General features: G+C 45.2%; 14 protein-coding genes. 9 read left to right on the top strand and 5 right to left on the bottom strand.

Features of this window, described 5'->3' with window-relative positions; all coding sequences use genetic code 11:
* Positions 1–99: 99 nt before the first annotated feature.
* The 6 genes from prpC to AC5O63_RS11115 all read left to right on the top strand — a co-directional run bounded on the left by prpC (position 100) and on the right by AC5O63_RS11115 (position 9,051).
* On the top strand, positions 100–1,242 hold the full coding sequence (prpC, locus tag AC5O63_RS11140) for a bifunctional 2-methylcitrate synthase/citrate synthase (RefSeq protein WP_272787013.1): 1,143 nt from the start codon (positions 100–102) through the stop codon (positions 1,240–1,242).
* Between the two features lie 60 nt (positions 1,243–1,302).
* Positions 1,303–3,894 carry a Fe/S-dependent 2-methylisocitrate dehydratase AcnD gene (acnD, locus tag AC5O63_RS11135; RefSeq protein WP_494505023.1) on the top strand — a complete coding sequence of 864 codons (2,592 nt, stop codon included), beginning with the start codon at positions 1,303–1,305 and terminating at the stop codon, positions 3,892–3,894.
* Between the two features lie 9 nt (positions 3,895–3,903).
* Positions 3,904–5,085: a 2-methylaconitate cis-trans isomerase PrpF gene (gene prpF, locus AC5O63_RS11130; protein WP_494505022.1), complete on the top strand. Its 1,182-nt coding sequence runs from the start codon at positions 3,904–3,906 to the stop codon at positions 5,083–5,085.
* A 55-nt stretch (positions 5,086–5,140) separates the two neighbouring features.
* Entirely contained in the window at positions 5,141–7,018 is a 1,878-nt protein-coding gene (locus tag AC5O63_RS11125; protein WP_494505021.1) for a propionyl-CoA synthetase, read from the top strand.
* 119 nt (positions 7,019–7,137) lie between these two features.
* A complete protein-coding gene (locus AC5O63_RS11120) occupies positions 7,138–7,617 on the top strand; it encodes a GNAT family N-acetyltransferase (protein ID WP_494505316.1) in 480 nt (159 codons plus the stop codon).
* A gap of 12 nt (positions 7,618–7,629) precedes the next feature.
* Positions 7,630–9,051, top strand: coding sequence for a bifunctional NUDIX hydrolase/phosphatase PAP2 family protein (locus AC5O63_RS11115; protein WP_494505020.1), 1,422 nt, complete (start codon positions 7,630–7,632; stop codon positions 9,049–9,051).
* A 19-nt stretch (positions 9,052–9,070) separates the two neighbouring features.
* On the opposite strand, the gene AC5O63_RS11110 is transcribed toward AC5O63_RS11115, so the two are convergent.
* Positions 9,071–9,880 (bottom strand): Cof-type HAD-IIB family hydrolase, encoded by an 810-nt coding sequence (locus AC5O63_RS11110; RefSeq protein WP_494505019.1) that lies wholly within the window; start codon positions 9,878–9,880, stop codon positions 9,071–9,073.
* 156 nt (positions 9,881–10,036) lie between these two features.
* Here AC5O63_RS11110 and queE point away from each other — a divergent pair, with 156 nt between their 5' ends.
* Positions 10,037–10,705: a 7-carboxy-7-deazaguanine synthase QueE gene (gene queE / locus AC5O63_RS11105; RefSeq protein ID WP_494505018.1), complete on the top strand. Its 669-nt coding sequence runs from the start codon at positions 10,037–10,039 to the stop codon at positions 10,703–10,705.
* 11 nt (positions 10,706–10,716) lie between these two features.
* Positions 10,717–11,415 carry a 7-cyano-7-deazaguanine synthase QueC gene (queC, locus tag AC5O63_RS11100; RefSeq protein WP_239854346.1) on the top strand — a complete coding sequence of 233 codons (699 nt, stop codon included), beginning with the start codon at positions 10,717–10,719 and terminating at the stop codon, positions 11,413–11,415.
* On the opposite strand, the gene AC5O63_RS11095 is transcribed toward queC, so the two are convergent.
* The 4 genes from AC5O63_RS11095 to AC5O63_RS11080 all read right to left on the bottom strand — a co-directional run bounded on the left by AC5O63_RS11095 (position 11,372) and on the right by AC5O63_RS11080 (position 15,869).
* Positions 11,372–13,345 carry a diguanylate cyclase gene (locus tag AC5O63_RS11095; RefSeq protein WP_494505017.1) on the bottom strand — a complete coding sequence of 658 codons (1,974 nt, stop codon included), beginning with the start codon at positions 13,343–13,345 and terminating at the stop codon, positions 11,372–11,374. The two genes, queC and AC5O63_RS11095, sit on opposite strands and share 44 nt — an antisense overlap.
* A gap of 149 nt (positions 13,346–13,494) precedes the next feature.
* Complete coding sequence (locus AC5O63_RS11090) at positions 13,495–13,848, bottom strand: DUF2750 domain-containing protein (protein WP_004743853.1); 354 nt, start codon at positions 13,846–13,848, stop codon at positions 13,495–13,497.
* 100 nt (positions 13,849–13,948) lie between these two features.
* Entirely contained in the window at positions 13,949–14,560 is a 612-nt protein-coding gene (locus AC5O63_RS11085) for an OmpA family protein (protein ID WP_494505016.1), read from the bottom strand.
* A 1-nt stretch (position 14,561) separates the two neighbouring features.
* Positions 14,562–15,869: a TolC family outer membrane protein gene (locus AC5O63_RS11080; protein WP_004743850.1), complete on the bottom strand. Its 1,308-nt coding sequence runs from the start codon at positions 15,867–15,869 to the stop codon at positions 14,562–14,564.
* 419 nt (positions 15,870–16,288) lie between these two features.
* On the opposite strand from AC5O63_RS11080, the gene AC5O63_RS11075 reads away from it, so the two are divergent.
* Positions 16,289–17,473: cadherin-like domain-containing protein (locus AC5O63_RS11075; RefSeq protein WP_494505015.1), on the top strand; the 1,185-nt coding region annotated here is incomplete at its 3' end.

Genomic DNA, 17,473 nt, shown 5'->3' with positions numbered 1-17,473 from the left:
GCCCAACGAAACCGATTCGGAATCAATCCAATAACGTGAAATTGTTTGGTAAATAACGCTCCACTTAGAGAGCAATATCAAACAGAAAAGGAGTTCAAAATGCCTCTATCATCGAAAAAGAATGAAGAGTTAGGTGGCGCAGGTCTACGCGGCCAAAGCGCTGGTAGCACAGCTTTGTGTACTGTCGGTAAAACGGGGACAGGTCTAACATATCGTGGTTACGATATTACTGACTTGGCGAATAATGCTCAATTTGAAGAAGTTGCCCACTTGCTGTTACGTGGTCACTTACCCAATCAAAAAGAGTTAGATGAATATAAGACGCGTCTGATTAGTTTGCGAGGTCTACCGAGTGAGCTTAAGCAAGCGTTAGAGCTTGTTCCTGCCTCGGCGCACCCAATGGATGTGATGCGAACGGGTTGCTCGGTATTGGGTAATCTAGAGCAAGAGATGAGCTTTGAAGAGCAGTTAGACGCGACAGAAAGAATGCTCGCTCTATTTCCTGCCATCATTTGTTATTGGTACCGCTTTAGCCATGATGGTGTGCGCATTGATACAGACGATCAATCCGAAACCTGTATTGGTGGCTACTTTCTAAAAATGCTGACCGACAAAGCGCCAACTGAGATTCACAAGCAGGTCATGCACTGTTCGCTCATTCTATACGCAGAGCACGAGTTCAATGCGTCTACCTTTGCAGCACGCGTATGTGCTTCGACGCTTTCCGATCTTCATTCTTGTATTACTGCAGCGATCGGTACGCTTCGTGGTCCTTTACATGGTGGTGCAAACGAAGCCGCGATGGAGATGATTCAAGACTGGCAAACACCAGATGAAGCGGAAGCAAACATCATGCAGATGCTAGCCAACAAAGACAAAATTATGGGCTTTGGTCATGCTATCTATCGTGAGAGTGACCCTCGTAATGCGTTGATTAAGCGTTGGTCAAAAGAGCTTTCAGACGCAGTGGGAGACACTCATTTGTACGCGGTTTCTGAACGCGTTGAAGCAGTAATGAAGCGAGAGAAAGGCCTGTTCTGTAACGCGGACTTTTTCCATGCCTCGGCCTATCACTTTATGGATATTCCCACCAAGTTATTTACGCCGATCTTTGTTATGAGTCGCCTAACAGGTTGGGCTGCGCACGTTTACGAGCAACGCGCTAATAACCGAATTATTCGACCAAGTGCAGATTACACAGGCCCTGATCATCAAGATTGGGTTCCAATCGAAAAACGATAGCATTGTCGACTTTGCTCCCTTTGATTAAGGGAGCAAACATCTACCTGAATGGAAGCAGATATGAGCATGAATACCCTATACAGAAAATCGCTTCCGGGAAGCCATCTTGATTATTTTGATGCCCGAGAAGCCGTAAATACACTATCCCCAGGTGCCTACGAAAAACTCCCTTATACCTCAAGAGTGCTGGCTGAGCAGTTAGTACGGCGTTGTGACCCTAACACTCTGACTCAAAGTCTAGAGCAAATCATCGAGCGAAAGCGCGACTTAGATTTTCCTTGGTATCCTGCTCGAGTTGTGTGTCATGACATTCTAGGTCAGACAGCGTTGGTTGATCTTGCAGGCCTTAGAGATGCGATTGCCCAACAAGGTGGCGATCCTGCCAAAGTCAACCCTGTGGTAGAAACCCAGCTGATTGTTGACCATTCTCTTGCTGTTGAACACGCAGGTTTTGACCCAGACGCTTTCGATAAAAATAGGGCGATTGAAGAGCGCAGAAATGAAGACCGTTTTCATTTTATCGAGTGGTGTAAGACCGCGTTTGAGAATGTCAGCGTTATTCCTGCTGGTAATGGCATCATGCACCAAATCAACTTGGAGAAAATGTCTCCAGTTGTTCAGGCTAAGCAAGGTATCGCATACCCAGACACTTGTGTCGGTACGGATAGTCACACGCCGCATGTCGATGCTCTAGGGGTGATTGCGATTGGTGTTGGCGGACTCGAGGCAGAGACTGTCATGCTTGGCCGTCCTTCAATGATGAGACTACCTGACATCGTCGGTGTCAAGCTTACCGGCAAGCGCCAACCTGGGATTACAGCAACAGATATTGTCTTGGCGATTACTGAATTTTTGCGTAACGAAAGAGTGGTTTCATCCTATCTTGAATTCTTTGGGGAAGGAGCAAAAGACTTAACCATTGGCGATCGCGCAACCATCTCTAACATGACGCCAGAGTACGGCGCTACGGCTGGGATGTTCTACATTGATGAGCAGACCATTAACTATCTAAAACTGACGGGTCGAGATGAGCAGCAAGTCGAGCTTGTTGAAAACTATGCCAAACAAACGGGTCTGTGGGCTGATGATCTTGAAACCGCTGAGTACGAGCGAGTATTAGAGTTCGATTTGTCCAAGGTTTGTCGCAACATGGCTGGGCCATCAAACCCACATAGACGTTTGCCAACCTCAGAGCTTGCGCAGCGCGGTATTGCAAAAGAGAGTGAGGCTGAGACTAGTGAGGGGCAATTACCCGATGGGGCAGTCATTATCGCGGCGATTACTTCATGTACCAATACAAGTAACCCGCGCAATGTGGTCGCGGCTGGCCTTGTTGCCAAGAAGGCCAATGAGCTTGGACTCGTACGTAAACCTTGGGTGAAATCTTCTTTTGCCCCAGGATCAAAGGTTGCCAAGCTATACCTCGAAGACGCAGGTCTTTTACCAGAACTAGAAAAGCTAGGCTTTGGAATTGTCGCTTATGCCTGTACCACCTGTAATGGTATGAGTGGCGCGCTTGATCCAGAGATTCAGCAGGAAATCATCGACCGCGACGTTTATACAACGGCAGTGCTATCAGGTAACCGAAACTTTGATGGTCGAATTCACCCTTATGCTAAGCAAGCATTCTTGGCATCGCCGGCGCTGGTGGTTGCTTATGCCCTAGCTGGAACCATGCGTTTTGATATTGAACGCGATTCGTTGGGTAAAGATAAACAGGGCAATCCTATTTATCTCAATGATTTGTGGCCGAGTGATGAAGAGATCGATGCGGTCGTCGGCAAGCATGTTAAGCCCGAGCAGTTTAATCAGGTCTACATTCAGATGTTTAAACTCGATGAAGGTGAGCGTAATAGCAACCCTCTTTATGACTGGCGACCAAAAAGTACCTACATTCGCCGTCCACCATACTGGGAAGGGGCGCTAGCAGGTAAAAGAACGCTATCTGCGATGAGACCTTTAGCCGTACTAGGCGATAACATCACCACTGATCACTTGTCTCCCTCCAACGCGATACTGGCGAGCAGTGCTGCGGGTGAGTATCTCGCTTCTATGGATGTACCTGAAGAAGACTTTAACTCATACGCTACTCACCGTGGCGATCACCTGACCGCACAGAGAGCGACATTTGCTAACCCTAAGCTGTTCAATGAAATGGTTAAAGAGAACGGTGAGGTGATACAAGGCTCACTCGCAAGGGTTGAGCCAGAGGGTAAAGTCACTCGAATGTGGGAAGCAATTGAAACCTACATGAATCGCAAGCAGCCGTTGATCATTGTTGCTGGGGCTGATTATGGTCAAGGATCCTCTCGAGATTGGGCAGCGAAAGGGGTTCGATTAGCTGGGGTTGAAGCGATTGTCGCCGAAGGATTTGAACGCATTCACCGAACCAACCTAGTCGGAATGGGCGTTTTGCCACTTCAATTTAAATCTGGCACAAATCGTAAAACGCTAGAACTGGATGGTAGTGAGCTTTATGACGTCATCGGTGATATCAAGCCTGGCGCAGATCTAGCGCTTGTCGTCACTCGTGCTAATGGCGAAAAGTTCGATGTTCCTGTGACTTGTCGTTTGGACACCGCCGATGAGGTTAGTGTTTATAACGCTGGCGGTGTTTTGCAACGCTTTGCCCAAGACTTTTTATCCCAATAGGTGGCCGCTATGACAGTATCTAGCCAAATGAAAGTATCAGCCACCTATATGCGTGGTGGGACGAGTAAAGGGGTATTCTTCAGTCTAGAAGATTTGCCAAAACAAGCTCAAACTCCCGGAGAGGCGAGAGACAAGTTGCTGCTAAGAGTGATTGGCAGTCCCGATCCTTATGCTAAGCAAATCGATGGTATGGGCGGTGCCACGTCGAGTACGAGCAAAACCGTGATTGTATCGAAAAGTGATAAGCCAGATCACGATGTTGATTATCTATTCGGCCAAGTATCAATTGATAAACCTTTTGTCGATTGGAGTGGGAACTGTGGCAATCTATCTGCCGCTGTTGGCCCCTTTGCCATTCATGCTGGATTGGTTGATGAAGCTCGCATCCCAACCAATGGTACGGTCGCCGTCAAAGTGTGGCAGGCGAATATCAGCAAAACCATCGTAGTTCATGTGCCAATAGTCGAAGGGCAAGTTCAAGAAACGGGCGACTTTGAACTAGATGGTGTGACGTTTCCAGCTGCTGAAATTCAAGTCGACTTCATGCACCCCGCAGACGGCGAAGGCAGCATGTTTCCAACTGGGAATGTGACCGATGAGCTAGAGGTTCCTGATGTTGGCACGTTTGAAGTAACCATGATCAATGCGGGTATCCCGACGATTTTCCTTGACGCTGAAGCTCTCAGATATCAGGGGACGGAACTTCAAGATGATATCAATAACGATGAAGCCGCATTACAACGCTTTGAAACAATTAGAGCTTATGGTGCGTTGAAGATGGGTTTGATTGATTATTTACAAGAGGCTGAAGCTCGTCAGCACACGCCAAAAATCGCCATAGTTGCGAGCCCGAAAAGTTATCTTTCTTCTAGTGGTAAGCCTGTTGAAGCGAACGAGGTGGACGTACTAGTTCGCGCTTTGTCGATGGGTAAATTACACCACGCTATGATGGGAACCGCAGCAGTAGCGATTGCATCGGCTTCCTGTGTACCTGGCACCGTAGTTAACCGTGCTGCTGGTGGTGGAGAAATGAAGTCAGTCACTTTCGGTCACCCGTCGGGAACGCTGAAAGTAGGAGCGGCCGCCACGCTAGATGAACAAGGCTGGGTCGTTGAAAAAGCTGTAATGAGCCGCAGTGCTCGAATCATCATGGAGGGATTTGTGCGCGTACCCTCCGATATCTTTGCGTAATTAGCGCCGGTTAATTACCAGAAAAGCAATGTCAGGACATACTGGAGGAAGCACTATGTCTGCATATCAAAAAGAGTATCAATGGGCGCTGTCAGAACCTGAGTCGTTTTGGGCGGAACAAGCGAAAAATATTGATTGGTTTAAACAGCCACAAACGATTCTAGCCAAGGATGAAAATGGTATAGAGCGCTGGTTCCCCGATGGAATGCTTAATACCTCTTGGTTAGCGCTTGATTATCACTGCGAACAAGGACGTGGCGATAACACCGCATTGATCTACGATTCACCAGTGACCGGGAATAAGCAAAAATATACCTATACCGAGCTTCGGGACCAGGTCGCAAAAACTGCGGGTATGCTCGCAGAACAAGGCGTTGAAAAGGGTGACCGCGTCGTTATCTATATGCCCATGATCCCCGAGGCAGCAATGGCAATGCTTGCCTGCGCGCGACTGGGTGCGATTCATTCCGTTGTGTTTGGCGGGTTTGCAGCTAACGAGCTAGCGGTTCGACTTGAAGATGCGGAGCCCAAATTGGTGATGACTGCTTCTTGTGGTATCGAAGTCAATAAAGTTATTCCGTACAAGCCATTGGTCGATAAAGCGATTATGGATAGCCGGTGGAAGCCTGAAACAGTGGTGGTTCTACAAAGAGCTCAGTGTGAAGCTGAGCTGCAGCCTAAGCGAGATGTGGATTGGGCGACAGCACTTGAAAGCTCTCTACCTCACGCATGTGTGCCAGTATTGGCGACTGACCCGCTGTATATTCTTTATACTTCAGGGACGACTGGTAAGCCTAAAGGTGTAGTACGCGATAATGGTGGGCATGCTGTGGCGATGAAGTACTCAATGAGTGCGATTTATAACATTCCCCAAGATAGTGTTTACTGGGCAGCTTCTGATGTGGGCTGGGTCGTAGGCCACTCTTACATCGTCTATGCGCCGCTGATTCATGGCTGTACAACAGTACTATTTGAAGGCAAGCCAGTACGGACTCCGGATCCGGGCGCATTCTGGCGAGTGTGTGAAGAGTACAAAGTTGAAGTACTGTTCTCAGCCCCAACCGCTTTCCGAGCGATCAAGAAAGAAGACCCAGAAGGTGAGTGCCTCAAGCAATACGATTTATCAAACCTTAAAATCATCTTTATGGCGGGTGAACGTTTAGACCCTCCGACATTAGAGTGGGTAGAAAGCAAAACCGACAAACCAGTGGTTGATCACTGGTGGCAAACGGAAACAGGTTGGGCGATTGCCGGTAATCCTACTGGAATTGAATTGATGCCAGTAAAAGCCGGTTCCGCGACTAAACCGATTCCCGGTTATCAAGTGGAAATTCTTGATGAACTTGGTGAGCCCGTCGCACCGAATAAGCAGGGCTTTGTCGCTTTGAAACGTCCACTGCCACCAAGCTGTCTGCCTACGGTATGGCGTAACCACGACCGCTTCGAGTCTGGATATCTGAGTCAGTTCCCGGGTTATTACGTATCGGGTGATGGAGGTTATCTCGATGAAGAGGGCTACCTGTTCATTATGGGCCGTATCGATGATGTGATTAACGTTGCGGGCCACCGTCTATCAACTGGTGAGATGGAAGAGATCGTTGGCGGCCACCCGGCTATTGCGGAATGTGCGGTTGTTGGTGTTCATGACGATTTGAAAGGTCAATTGCCATTAGGCCTGGTTGTACTTAAAGATGGTGTAAAGGTCGATGACGTCCAGCTTGAAGGTGAGCTGGTGGGTAAGGTTCGTGATGAAATTGGCGCAGTAGCCTGCTTTAAACATGCGCTCGTCGTAGAACGTTTGCCAAAAACACGTTCTGGTAAGATTTTGCGCCGTACAATCCGCCAGATAGCTGATGGCGAGCAATATACCGTGCCTTCGACGATCGATGATCCTGCGAGTCTAGAAGAGATTGAAAAAGCACTGCATTCGTAAATGAAAAGTAACAGTTTTTTCTGATTATAAAATCCAGCCCCTAGCTAAAGGGGCTTTTTTATTGAAAAATTTCTGTGAAAACGCCAAACTGTTACTTTATTCGTAACGCAAAAATATTTATGCACAATGTGACCATTCGTAGTGCGCATGACAAAGACTTAGAGCAGTTAAATGATCTGATGTTTTATTTGCATGATGAGCATCATCTTCAGTGTCCGCAATATTTTAAAACGGCTGAAGACATCGAACAGGAAAAGAGTATTGCTCGATATTTAGATGATCCTGAGTGTCTTGTCTTCGTCGCGTGTGAAGGCGAACAAATCATAGGATTTATTAGTGGTCATTTTTGCGAGCTCATTTCCACAGTAAGTAAGCCAGTTCAGATGGGTAGCATCGATGAACTGTATATCGTTAAGGACTACCGTGGTAAAGGGCATGCAGTAGGGCTGTGTCAGCATATCGAGACACGGTTTGTGGAATATGGCGTAAAAGAAATCTTTGTTGAAGTGTGGGAATTTAACCAGTCTGCAATTGAGTTTTACCAAGATTTCGGCTTTGAACATCATATCCATTGGTTACGGAAGTCAGTGACTAATTAACAAGAATTTAGAATGAAGCTCAACACTAAAACATTATCGCTCGTATTCGGGTTTATCTCTCTATTTGTCTCTACACTCACTATTGCCAATGACTCGTCCATCACTGGGGCTGCGTGTGTTATTCGATCTGGTGAAAAGATTGTATTAGTCAAAGAAATTCTCACCAACAAGCTATCTATTCCTGCTGGTGGCGTGGTCAAGGGAGAGTCTCCTAAAATCGCTGCACAACGAGAAACGTGGGAAGAAACAGGGCTAGTGGTTTCGATTAAAGGTGAGCTTGGGCGCAGTGAAAAAACGGTATTCTACGATTGCGTTTCTGACTCTGATATCGTCTCATTCCAGTTCAACAATCGATTAGACGGCTACGAGCTGCCTATCTGGTTTGCACCTCACTATGGGATTGAAGTCTCTTCCGCAATGCTAATCGATCCTACTGTTGTCCCAAAACAGGCGTATCGCTTTCCTGACCAACTTGAGTGGCTAGGGACGGTTTTGCCTCAGGCGACCGATCAAAAAGTCGTTTTTGTTGGCAATCTTACTGAAGCGGCGCCAGCATTCCATCAAGTTGAATTGAGTTGGATGACTCAGATTCAGCACTTCTTTCTCAAGCTACCCAATGGTATCGCAAACACTGTCGAACCTTTACTGCTGGCCGGAAACTGGCTTGCAGAGCCTTCTCTGATTTTGTTTCTATTTCCGCTTTTGTACTGGCGGTTTGGTAAAGAGTTTAGCTATAAGGTCTTTTTTGCCGTCACTATGACGTCACTGCTTAGTTTGGTTGCACAGCAAGGTTTTGCCTTCCCTAGACCACATGTTTATCTGCCAGCATTAGATCTAGCCAAGAGCTATGGCTTTAGCCTTCCGAGTTTGCCTATTGCAGTATGGTCATGTGTGGGTGTTCTTGTCTTGAATGGAACAGAGAAACTCTCGATTAATCGTTGGTCGTTATCACTGTTTTTCGCACTACTATGGCTAACAGCCGCTAAGTTTTATAGCGGTTCAGCGTTTTTGACTGACAGTATAAGTGGCGCTCTTTTAGGCATACTTTGTTCTTGGCATTTGATTCGACTCGAATCTAAGCCAGAGGTGGATGCGAAAGCACTGATGACTTCAAAAATGGTTTGGGTAATTTTGCTTATCGCTTGTGCAGTAATGACCTTGTTTTGGCCGACACCGATTTTTACTTATTGGTTGACGATAATTCTAACTGTGTTAGGGCTAGTGATAACCTTTGAACGAGATGCAAATATCGCATCCGGAAAGGCTTTGCTGATGATTACCGTGATGCTTGTTTTAGCAAATGGAATGATTGGCGTTATCGCTGAGCATGTATCCTCAAGCAGTATTGCCTCACTGAGCGTTGAAGCGTTGAGGTATCCAGTATTGATCCTTATGTTTGCCGTCTCAGTACGTAAAGTAGCTAAAGCTGAATAGTCAGCTTTAGCCCAGAGTTTTAGTTGTTTAAAACGAACTCTTCAATGACAACAGCCACGCCATCCTCATCGTTACTCAATGTAATATGATTGGCGATTGCTTTGGTTTGCTCCATTGCGTTCTGCATCGCTACGCCTAACCCAGCGTATTCGATCATATGATGGTCATTTTCAGCGTCGCCCATACAGATCACTTCGCTAGATGAAATGCCTAAATGTTCAGCAATTGCCTTAATACCAACCCCTTTGTTACTTTCAAGGTTTAAAAACTCCAAGAAAATAGGGGCGCTTTGGACGATTGTGAATTCATCTTGATACCAAGTTGGAATATTTTCGATTGCGGCGGTGAGTTTGTCAGGAGCACCGACAATCATCGCTTTAATGATCGGATGGTCATCGTTTAACTCATCAAAGTTCTTCTCGATGACTGGTATTTGATTTATGGTTGCTTCAACGTCGGTGAACTCGTTGAATTTTGGCGTTATTAATCCAAACTCGTTACTGAACGCATGGCAATCTAAATTCAGTTTGTTAGCCAGTTCCGCGACTTGCTTTGCTCGCTTTCCGTCAATAATTGCCGAGTGGATCACTCTATTTGTGCCAATTTCCTTCACCATTGAGCCATTGAAGAAAACGACAAACTCGTTATCACCCTCAATCTCAAGTTCGTCTAGCTTACTTTGCATTCCATCTAATGGACGACCAGATGCGAGTACGACTTTTACACCTCGTTTACGCGCTTCAGCGATCGTATGCTTTGTTCTTTGGGAGATCGTTTTGTCACTCGTTAGCAACGTACCATCTAAATCGAGTGCTATTAGCTTATACATAACTTACCTAAAATCTAACTACAAAATTAACAAAAAAGAAGCAGAATAATCGCTGTGAAAAGATTGATCTATTTATGATTTAGTTGACCTTCCACGGCGTCTCCTTTAAGGTCACGTTCCTGCAGAATTTTGAAGATAAATTAGGCTGAGATTAAGTTGTATAAAATTAACGAAATGTTCGAAACCATCCAAGGGGAAGGGGTCTTCACCGGTGTTCCTTCTGTATTTGTTCGCTTGCAAGAGTGCCCTGTAGGTTGTGCGTGGTGCGATACCAAGCAAACTTGGGATGCAACTCCTCAAGACGAAAGACCTCTAGATGAGATCTTAGCTAAGAAAGAGGACTCTCCAACTTGGTGCTCTGTATCGGCGATGGACATTGTTAATGAGTACATAAAGCAAGGTTACACAGCTAAGCATGTTGTGATTACTGGCGGAGAACCTTGTATCTATGATCTGGTTCCTTTGACTCAAGCATTTGAAGCGCATGGTTGTCGATGTCAGATCGAAACCAGTGGCACATCTGAGGTCAAAGCGACAGACAATACATGGGTGACGGTGTCACCTAAAGTCGCGATGAAAGGTAAGCTCCCCGTTCTTGATTCTGCACTGGTTCGAGCGAATGAGATCAAACATCCGGTGGCGACGCAAAAAGATATCGACCACCTAGATGAACTGTTGGAAAGAGCCAACGTGCCTGAAGTGACAACGATTGCACTTCAACCAATTAGTCAAAAGCCTCGTGCGACCCAGCTCTGTATTGATGTATGTGTTGCGAGAAACTGGCGCTTATCGATTCAAACACACAAATATCTAAGTATTGCGTAAAGGAATTCAAAATGAAAAAAGCAGTTGTCGTATTTAGTGGCGGACAAGACTCAACGACTTGCCTAGTACAAGCAATCAAAGATTTTGATGAAGTTCATGCCATCACATTTGACTACGGTCAGCGTCATAAACTTGAAATCGAAGTTGCGCAAAGCTTAGCGAAAGATCTGGGCGTAAAAGCGCATAAAGTAATGGATGTCGGCTTGCTGAACGAGCTTGCCATTAGCTCTTTGACGCGCGACGATATTCCGGTTTCTCATGAGTTACAAGAAAACGGTTTACCTAACTCATTCGTACCAGGACGTAATATTCTATTTCTGACCCTTGCAGGTATTTACGCTTATCAAATTGGCGCACAAACTGTAATTACCGGTGTGTGTGAAACAGACTTCTCGGGTTATCCGGATTGCCGTAATGATTTTGTAAAAGCGATGAATAATGCGCTTGTCCAGGGTATGGATCGCCAGCTAGAAATTTCTACGCCACTGATGTGGTTAAACAAAGCAGAAACTTGGGCATTAGCGGATCAATACGATGCTCTTCAACTGGTAAGAGAAAAAACGCTTACTTGTTACAATGGTGTCATCGGTGATGGGTGTGGCGATTGCCCATCTTGCGAGCTGAGAAAGGTAGGTTTAAGCGACTACCTTTCTGATCGCAAGGCTATTATGGCTGAACTGGTACGTAAGCAGAACTCGGCAGATAAATAGGCTCATTGTAGGCATCAATAATCTGGTTCTTACCGTTTTGTTTCACTTGATAAAGCGCCTGATCCAAAATTGAATAGAGTTCATCAAAGTCATGTAGTGGTTTAGATGTAGCAAGATAAGAAAAGCTCGCGGTAACGTTGAGCTTTTCTCTATTTTCCGCTTCAAAGGTGCTTCTCGCGATGGTCTGGTGGAGATTTTCTACTCTATCTCTAACATCAAGCTCATCGACATTTCTCAACACGATGACAAACTCTTCCCCTCCAAGTCGACCAAATACATCCTCTTCATTGATAACTTCATTGATTCCTTTTGCTATGGTAGCGAGAGCGCGATCACCGGTAGGGTGGCCATAGCTGTCATTGATATGCTTAAAGTCATCTAGATCAAGTAAGATGAGTACGTGTTTGCGAATTTGGGCTGAGGTTCTATCAATCGCTCTAATTCGTTTGATGGCCGCGGCTCGGTTAAGCGCCCCTGTAAGCTGATCCATTTCTGCTTTTCTACTTTTCGTTCTGGTAAAGAAAAACTGTCCGATGATGGTTGCGAGTAACAGGACGATAAGCAGTAAGAACATCTGCCTTTGAGTGAGTAACTTAGCCACTTCTCGCTCAAGAGACTCAATGATTTCAACACTCTTGTTATCTTTCACTTTCTGATTAAACTCTTTTTGCGCGAGTTCTAACGCCAAAAAAGCTGAGCGGCTGCTCTTAGTTCTTTTAGATAACTCTGAATCAAAATAGTGTTGGTAATGTTTTAGGGCGACGGCGTAATTGCCATTAGCTTCCTCAAGCTGTGCCATTGTTCTAAGCGCTCTTGCTTGTAATCCTTCACTACCAATTTTCGTGGCCAAATCATTTGCTCGTTGAGCGAAATACAGTGCCGAGTTGTAGCCACCTTTTGCACTGTCTAGTCGGGAGAGTGCAAGATAGATCTCACCTTGAATCTGCTCATTATTTTGAGTCTCAGCGGAGTTGAGCGAATCTAATAAGAATTGCTCTGCAAGATCAAATTGTTTTAATGCCGCGTAAGCCTTACCTAGGCCGAGTTTTACATAGGTTAATCCATAGGCATGATTGAATCTATCTAGCAGAAGTTTTGAGCGTTTGAAATGTTCGACGGCGCCATGATAATCCTGCGATGCTAACAATATATCGCCCATGCTATGGTGAGATTGTGCCATTTTAAGAGGAGATTTAGCCGCCGTTCTTAACCGGAGAGAAATCGTTAGGTACTCTTTAGCCAAATCAAACTGGCCGAGTGTTTTAAGCAAAAGGCCAGCATCATTGTATACCCCTGAAGGGTCAACGTAACTTGGAATAACCGCAAGGTAGCTTTGGTAGGTTTCAAGTGAACTCTTATAATCTCCGGTGAACTCTTGGTTGTTCGCTATCACGCGAAGAGCTAGATGTTTGGGAAGAATCGATTGGTCGGTATCTTTTATGTGTGTTTCAAGTGCGTTGCAATACAGCTGCGCACTGTAATATTGACCTTGCATGTTCATCGCACGACATAGGTGGTACTCAAACAGAATCTTGCCTTGAAGATCATTGCTCGTACTAAAGTGTTTAAGTAAGTCGAGGTAGGTTGACCGTGCGGTTGAAAAGTCGAGATTGAGCTCCTTATTGAGAGCTTCAATAAATGTTTGTTCTAACTTGGAATACTCCGGATTGAAGACGAGCTCATTGCCATAATATGGCTGTCCTCGCTGCGTCATGAAACTGTGTAGTTTGGAGCTAATGTAGAGCTTTTCGATATTTGGAGGTAGCGAGTTGTAACGATCCTGCAGCATCGATAGTGCTTTGTTCTCGCTGACCTTAAGAGCTTCGCTGTAAGCGATCTCCCACTTCTCTAGATGATTTGTATTGATGGCCAGTGCCGATGTAGGCGCAAGCGCAGCAAAAGCGATATACCAAGCGATTAGACGTTTCATTGTATTTAGTATTAGTTTTGTTTGTTACATAGTAGAGTAACTTACTAATAGGGTACAATGTGTTGCTAAATGTGAATTGAATAAATGCGACTTAGATAGCTTTGATTTCTATAAAAAATGCGCCTTCGAGGCGCATTTTTCAAATCTACTTAGTCTAAGTACAATTTAGCTAGGTCAGATGGTTCCATCTCTTTACCTTCCAGTTGGTCATTCCAGTTAGTTCCAACTAGAACACCATCTTCTGCCAAGGTGAGTAGCCAATCTTCAACAAAGATGTCTAGCGGAATCTCAAGCACTTCGAAATCTGCCCACTCTTCAACATTGTGAGTTTCTGCATCTTGTTTAGAAGACCAGAAAGGCATTACTTCACTGTTTTCAAATTCTGTAGAATCGCAAGACAGCCAGCCTTCTTCGTTACGCATTCCCCAAACTAGTTTAGATTGCTTCGTTTCAGCAACGAATAACTCAAGGTTTGCTTGAATATCAGCAGTTAATTTGCTCATTGGTATTATCTCATACGTGGATTCGCTGCTAGGGTAACACTCAATAGGGCAAAGCAAAATAAAAAAGGGAGCCAAAGCTCCCTTAATCTAAGAAAAGCGGCTATTTTTTAATTTTAGTGAAAATAGACCATTCTTCTTTTACGTTGCCTTTGTGGCCAATAACTGTCGCGACAACTTTTCGGTTCTTGGCGTGACTGATTTCATCTGTGCCCGATTCACTTAGGTTGGTATCTCCAAAACCGACGATACGAACTCGATTAGACTCAACACCGTTCGCAAGAAGCGCATCTTCTACTGATGTCGCACGACGTTTAGATAGAGCCATGTTGTATTCGTGCTGACCAACTTTACTTGCAAAGCCTTGAAGTTCAATTGACGTCGAAGGGTAACTTTCAAGGAATTCGGCCATTTCGCGGATCTGGGCGAGAAATGCGGGTTGAATTTCATCAGAGTCGTTTGCAAACAAGATATGTAAGCTCATCTCTTCTTCAGTCTTTACGTAGGTGCCACAGCCATCGTTATCGATATCTGCTTTGCGTGGTGTTTGAGGACACAGATCACGAGCATTAATAACACCATCTTTATCATCGTCAAGTAAGTCGTCCACTTGATTTGGCGTGGGAGTATCAATGTATTCGTATGCGTCTTCTGCTTTGAGCGGTGCAGTGAATACGGTAGCCGCGATAATCATAGTTACAAGTGATTTATTCATATCAGTATTCTACCTTTTCATTCCACTCTTGAGGTGTATCGACACGAAGTGCTGCTAACAAGTTACCTGTCGCGTTCATTACACGATACTTAGCATATTGCTCATCATATTTAGCATCTAAATACCCTTTACGTGCTTCAAACAACTCGTTTTCGGTGTTCAATAGATCAAGTAGGGTACGCTTTCCAAGCTTGTACTGCTTTTCATACGCGATAACGGTATCTGATGCCGAGTCTACGTGGTCTGCAAGAAAGTCTTTCTGTTGTACCGTTAGATCAAGCGCACTCCAAGAGAGACGTAAGCCTTCCTCTACACTACGGTAGGTGCGGTCACGAAAATCTTTTGCTTTGTTAAGCTGATATGCGGCACTTTCGGTTCGGTCAGAGTCTGAACCGCCGTTGTATAAGTTGTAACGCATGCGGAGCATTGCCGAGAACTCGTCACTACTACCTCTGATACCACCTGCGTCATCACGCCAGGTCTGGTTCGCTTCAATAGATAAGGTCGGGTAATTCACGCCTTTAGTTTGATCGTATTGGAATCGAGCAGAATCGACATCTGCTTGCGCTACTTTAATCACTGGGTGAGCGTTAAACGCGGTATCCAATGCTTCGTCGACAGTAAAAGGAATGGCGGTTTGATCTGCGCGAGGGAAGGTAAGCCCTTGTGGGGATTGACCAACAATGCGTTTGAACTGAGTGTGGACATCAAACAGATTGTTCTGTGCGGCGAGCAAGTTACCATGCGCCTTTGCTAAACGTGCTTCAACTTGCGATAAGTCTGCTGTTGAGCCAATACCGGAATCAACGCGCTTTTTGATGTCTGAGTAAATTTCTTTATGCACAGCAAGGTTACTTTCCGATAGTGCCAACACTTCGTAAGCTTTTGTAGCGTCTAAATAGATTTTAGTCACCTGAAGAGCAATGTCTTGAGCGTCTGACATTAGTTGGAAGCGAACAGATTCCGCATCTGCTGCGGTACGATCCATATCGTTGAGTGTCGCCGAGCCATCCCACAAAAGCTGTGTAAGCGTTAGTGTTGCTTCTTTACGGGTTAACTCAGTTTTTGGAGCTGTCGTGGCTGGATCAACAGCTTCGAAACCAATTCCGGCATCCAAGTCGAGCTTTGGCATATAGGCGCCACCAGAAGCTTCTGCATCATAAAACTTGCTTTTAAATTCGTTGTAAGAGGCTTTGATTTCTGGGTTGGTCGTAATCGTAAATGCGACGGCTTGCTCTAATGTTTGACTGTGTGCTGGAAAGCTAAGTGCGACCGCGCAACTTAGTACTTTCAACTTATTCCAATTCACTCTGACTCTCCTCGAAGTGCTCGTAGGTGAGGATATTACTCAATTTTTTTGTCTCAATACTGAGATATACCCATTAATAGCGCCAATAAAATAACACCCTTAAGCAGAGAAAACTAATCTATTTAACAAATAAGTTGTTGTAATTATGTTAATTTGGGCCGTGGTCGATTTTATGTCTCAAAGAGTGTTTATATGAACGCCATACTCTATAAAAGCAGCTAAAATCGAGATCTTAGTTCCGCTTCTCAATGTTGAGAAATGCAACTTGTGTCGTGTTTGTTGCGGTTTTTGTCCAAAAAACAGGTTTAGCGCAGATATGAAAAATGGTAATTTATAAAGAATATGAATTTATATTTTGCCAAATATTTGTCACAGGCAACATAACAAAAGAAAGCAGTCAAGGATTAAGGACTTAAAATATGGGTTTTGGTACTTACGTAGCAATGGGTAATCTTGCAGCCAACCAAATTATCGTCATCGACGTAAACGGTAATGTACGTGTTCTAATCGACGGCGAACTGCCCAAGCCTGGTGAGGTTATCGTTCAGGCAGACACCGATACAAACGGCGGCGATCAGCAGTTACAGGTTGAGCTAGTTGATCAAGGTGGTCAGCCTCAAGATATTACCGCTGAAATTGACGATATTTTTGCGGCCTTAGAAGAAGGGCAAGACCCAACCCAGCTTGGTGAAGATTTCGCAACGGCCGCTGGTGGGCAAACAGGGTCGAGCTTGACTTCAAGTGGCTCTGTTTCTCGTGATGGTACCGAAACTATTGCCAGCACCGAGTTCACAACGGAAGGCTTCCAATCACTAGGCTTATCCCAAACCCAAAGCCTAACTCTATTAGACCAATTCCAACTGTTTGAGCCTATTTTCGTTGACTTAAACAACGATCCGCTTGGTGAAAGTCTTGCCGTAACGACAGATGAAGATACCGCGATCAGCGGCACTCTTACGGCCACAGACCAAAACCCAACCGATACGCTGACTTTTTCACAGACTTCAACGCCTACGAACGGTACTGCTGTTGTTAATCCAGACGGCACCTGGACGTACACACCAAATGAAAACTACAACGGCCCAGACAGCTTTACCGTAATCGTTGATGATGGTAATGGTGGTACGGATACGTTGGTTGTCAATGTGACAGTAACGCCTGTGAATGATGCTCCGGTCGCCGAACCTGAAGAGCGCAGTCTGTTAGAAGACCAGGTGATTACTGGCAGCCTGACTGCAACGGATGTTGATCTCCCAGAAGGTGAGTCGTTGGTATTTACCACTACTTCAGAAGTAGAAGGTCTGACTTTAAATCCAGATGGTAGCTACACATTTGACGCATCGTCTTATGACAGTCTGGGTGAAGGTGAAGAACTTGTTATTGAAGTGCCAGTTACTGTAACGGATGACTTAGGTGCTACTGATACTACGACTCTAAAAATTACCATCACCGGCACTAATGATGCACCGAAACTAACGGCTGATGTGGGTGAAGTAAAAGAAGACGCCACACTCACCGTGAATAAAGACAACGGTGTGTTGTCGAATGACAGCGATGTGGATGGTGATGCCCTGAAAGTCACGGGGATCTTAAATGGCACGTCC

This window comes from Vibrio sp. SCP2 (assembly GCF_059295395.1).
The sequence above is the reverse complement of the archived record's forward strand: the minus strand, read 5'-3'. Positions and strand labels throughout refer to the sequence as shown.

Bases quoted from the DNA above. Each gene is read 5' to 3' on its own strand.
- prpC (WP_272787013.1), top strand. From the start codon at position 100: ATGCCTCTATCATCGAAAAAGAATGAAGAGTTAGGTGGCGCAGGTCTA.
- acnD (WP_494505023.1), top strand. From the start codon at position 1,303: ATGAGCATGAATACCCTATACAGAAAATCGCTTCCGGGAAGCCATCTT.
- prpF (WP_494505022.1), top strand. From the start codon at position 3,904: ATGACAGTATCTAGCCAAATGAAAGTATCAGCCACCTATATGCGTGGT.
- AC5O63_RS11125 (WP_494505021.1), top strand. From the start codon at position 5,141: ATGTCTGCATATCAAAAAGAGTATCAATGGGCGCTGTCAGAACCTGAG.
- AC5O63_RS11120 (WP_494505316.1), top strand. From the start codon at position 7,138: ATGCACAATGTGACCATTCGTAGTGCGCATGACAAAGACTTAGAGCAG.
- AC5O63_RS11115 (WP_494505020.1), top strand. From the start codon at position 7,630: ATGAAGCTCAACACTAAAACATTATCGCTCGTATTCGGGTTTATCTCT.
- AC5O63_RS11110 (WP_494505019.1), bottom strand. From the start codon at position 9,880: ATGTATAAGCTAATAGCACTCGATTTAGATGGTACGTTGCTAACGAGT.
- queC (WP_239854346.1), top strand. From the start codon at position 10,717: ATGAAAAAAGCAGTTGTCGTATTTAGTGGCGGACAAGACTCAACGACT.
- AC5O63_RS11095 (WP_494505017.1), bottom strand. From the start codon at position 13,345: ATGAAACGTCTAATCGCTTGGTATATCGCTTTTGCTGCGCTTGCGCCT.
- AC5O63_RS11090 (WP_004743853.1), bottom strand. From the start codon at position 13,848: ATGAGCAAATTAACTGCTGATATTCAAGCAAACCTTGAGTTATTCGTT.
- AC5O63_RS11085 (WP_494505016.1), bottom strand. From the start codon at position 14,560: ATGAATAAATCACTTGTAACTATGATTATCGCGGCTACCGTATTCACT.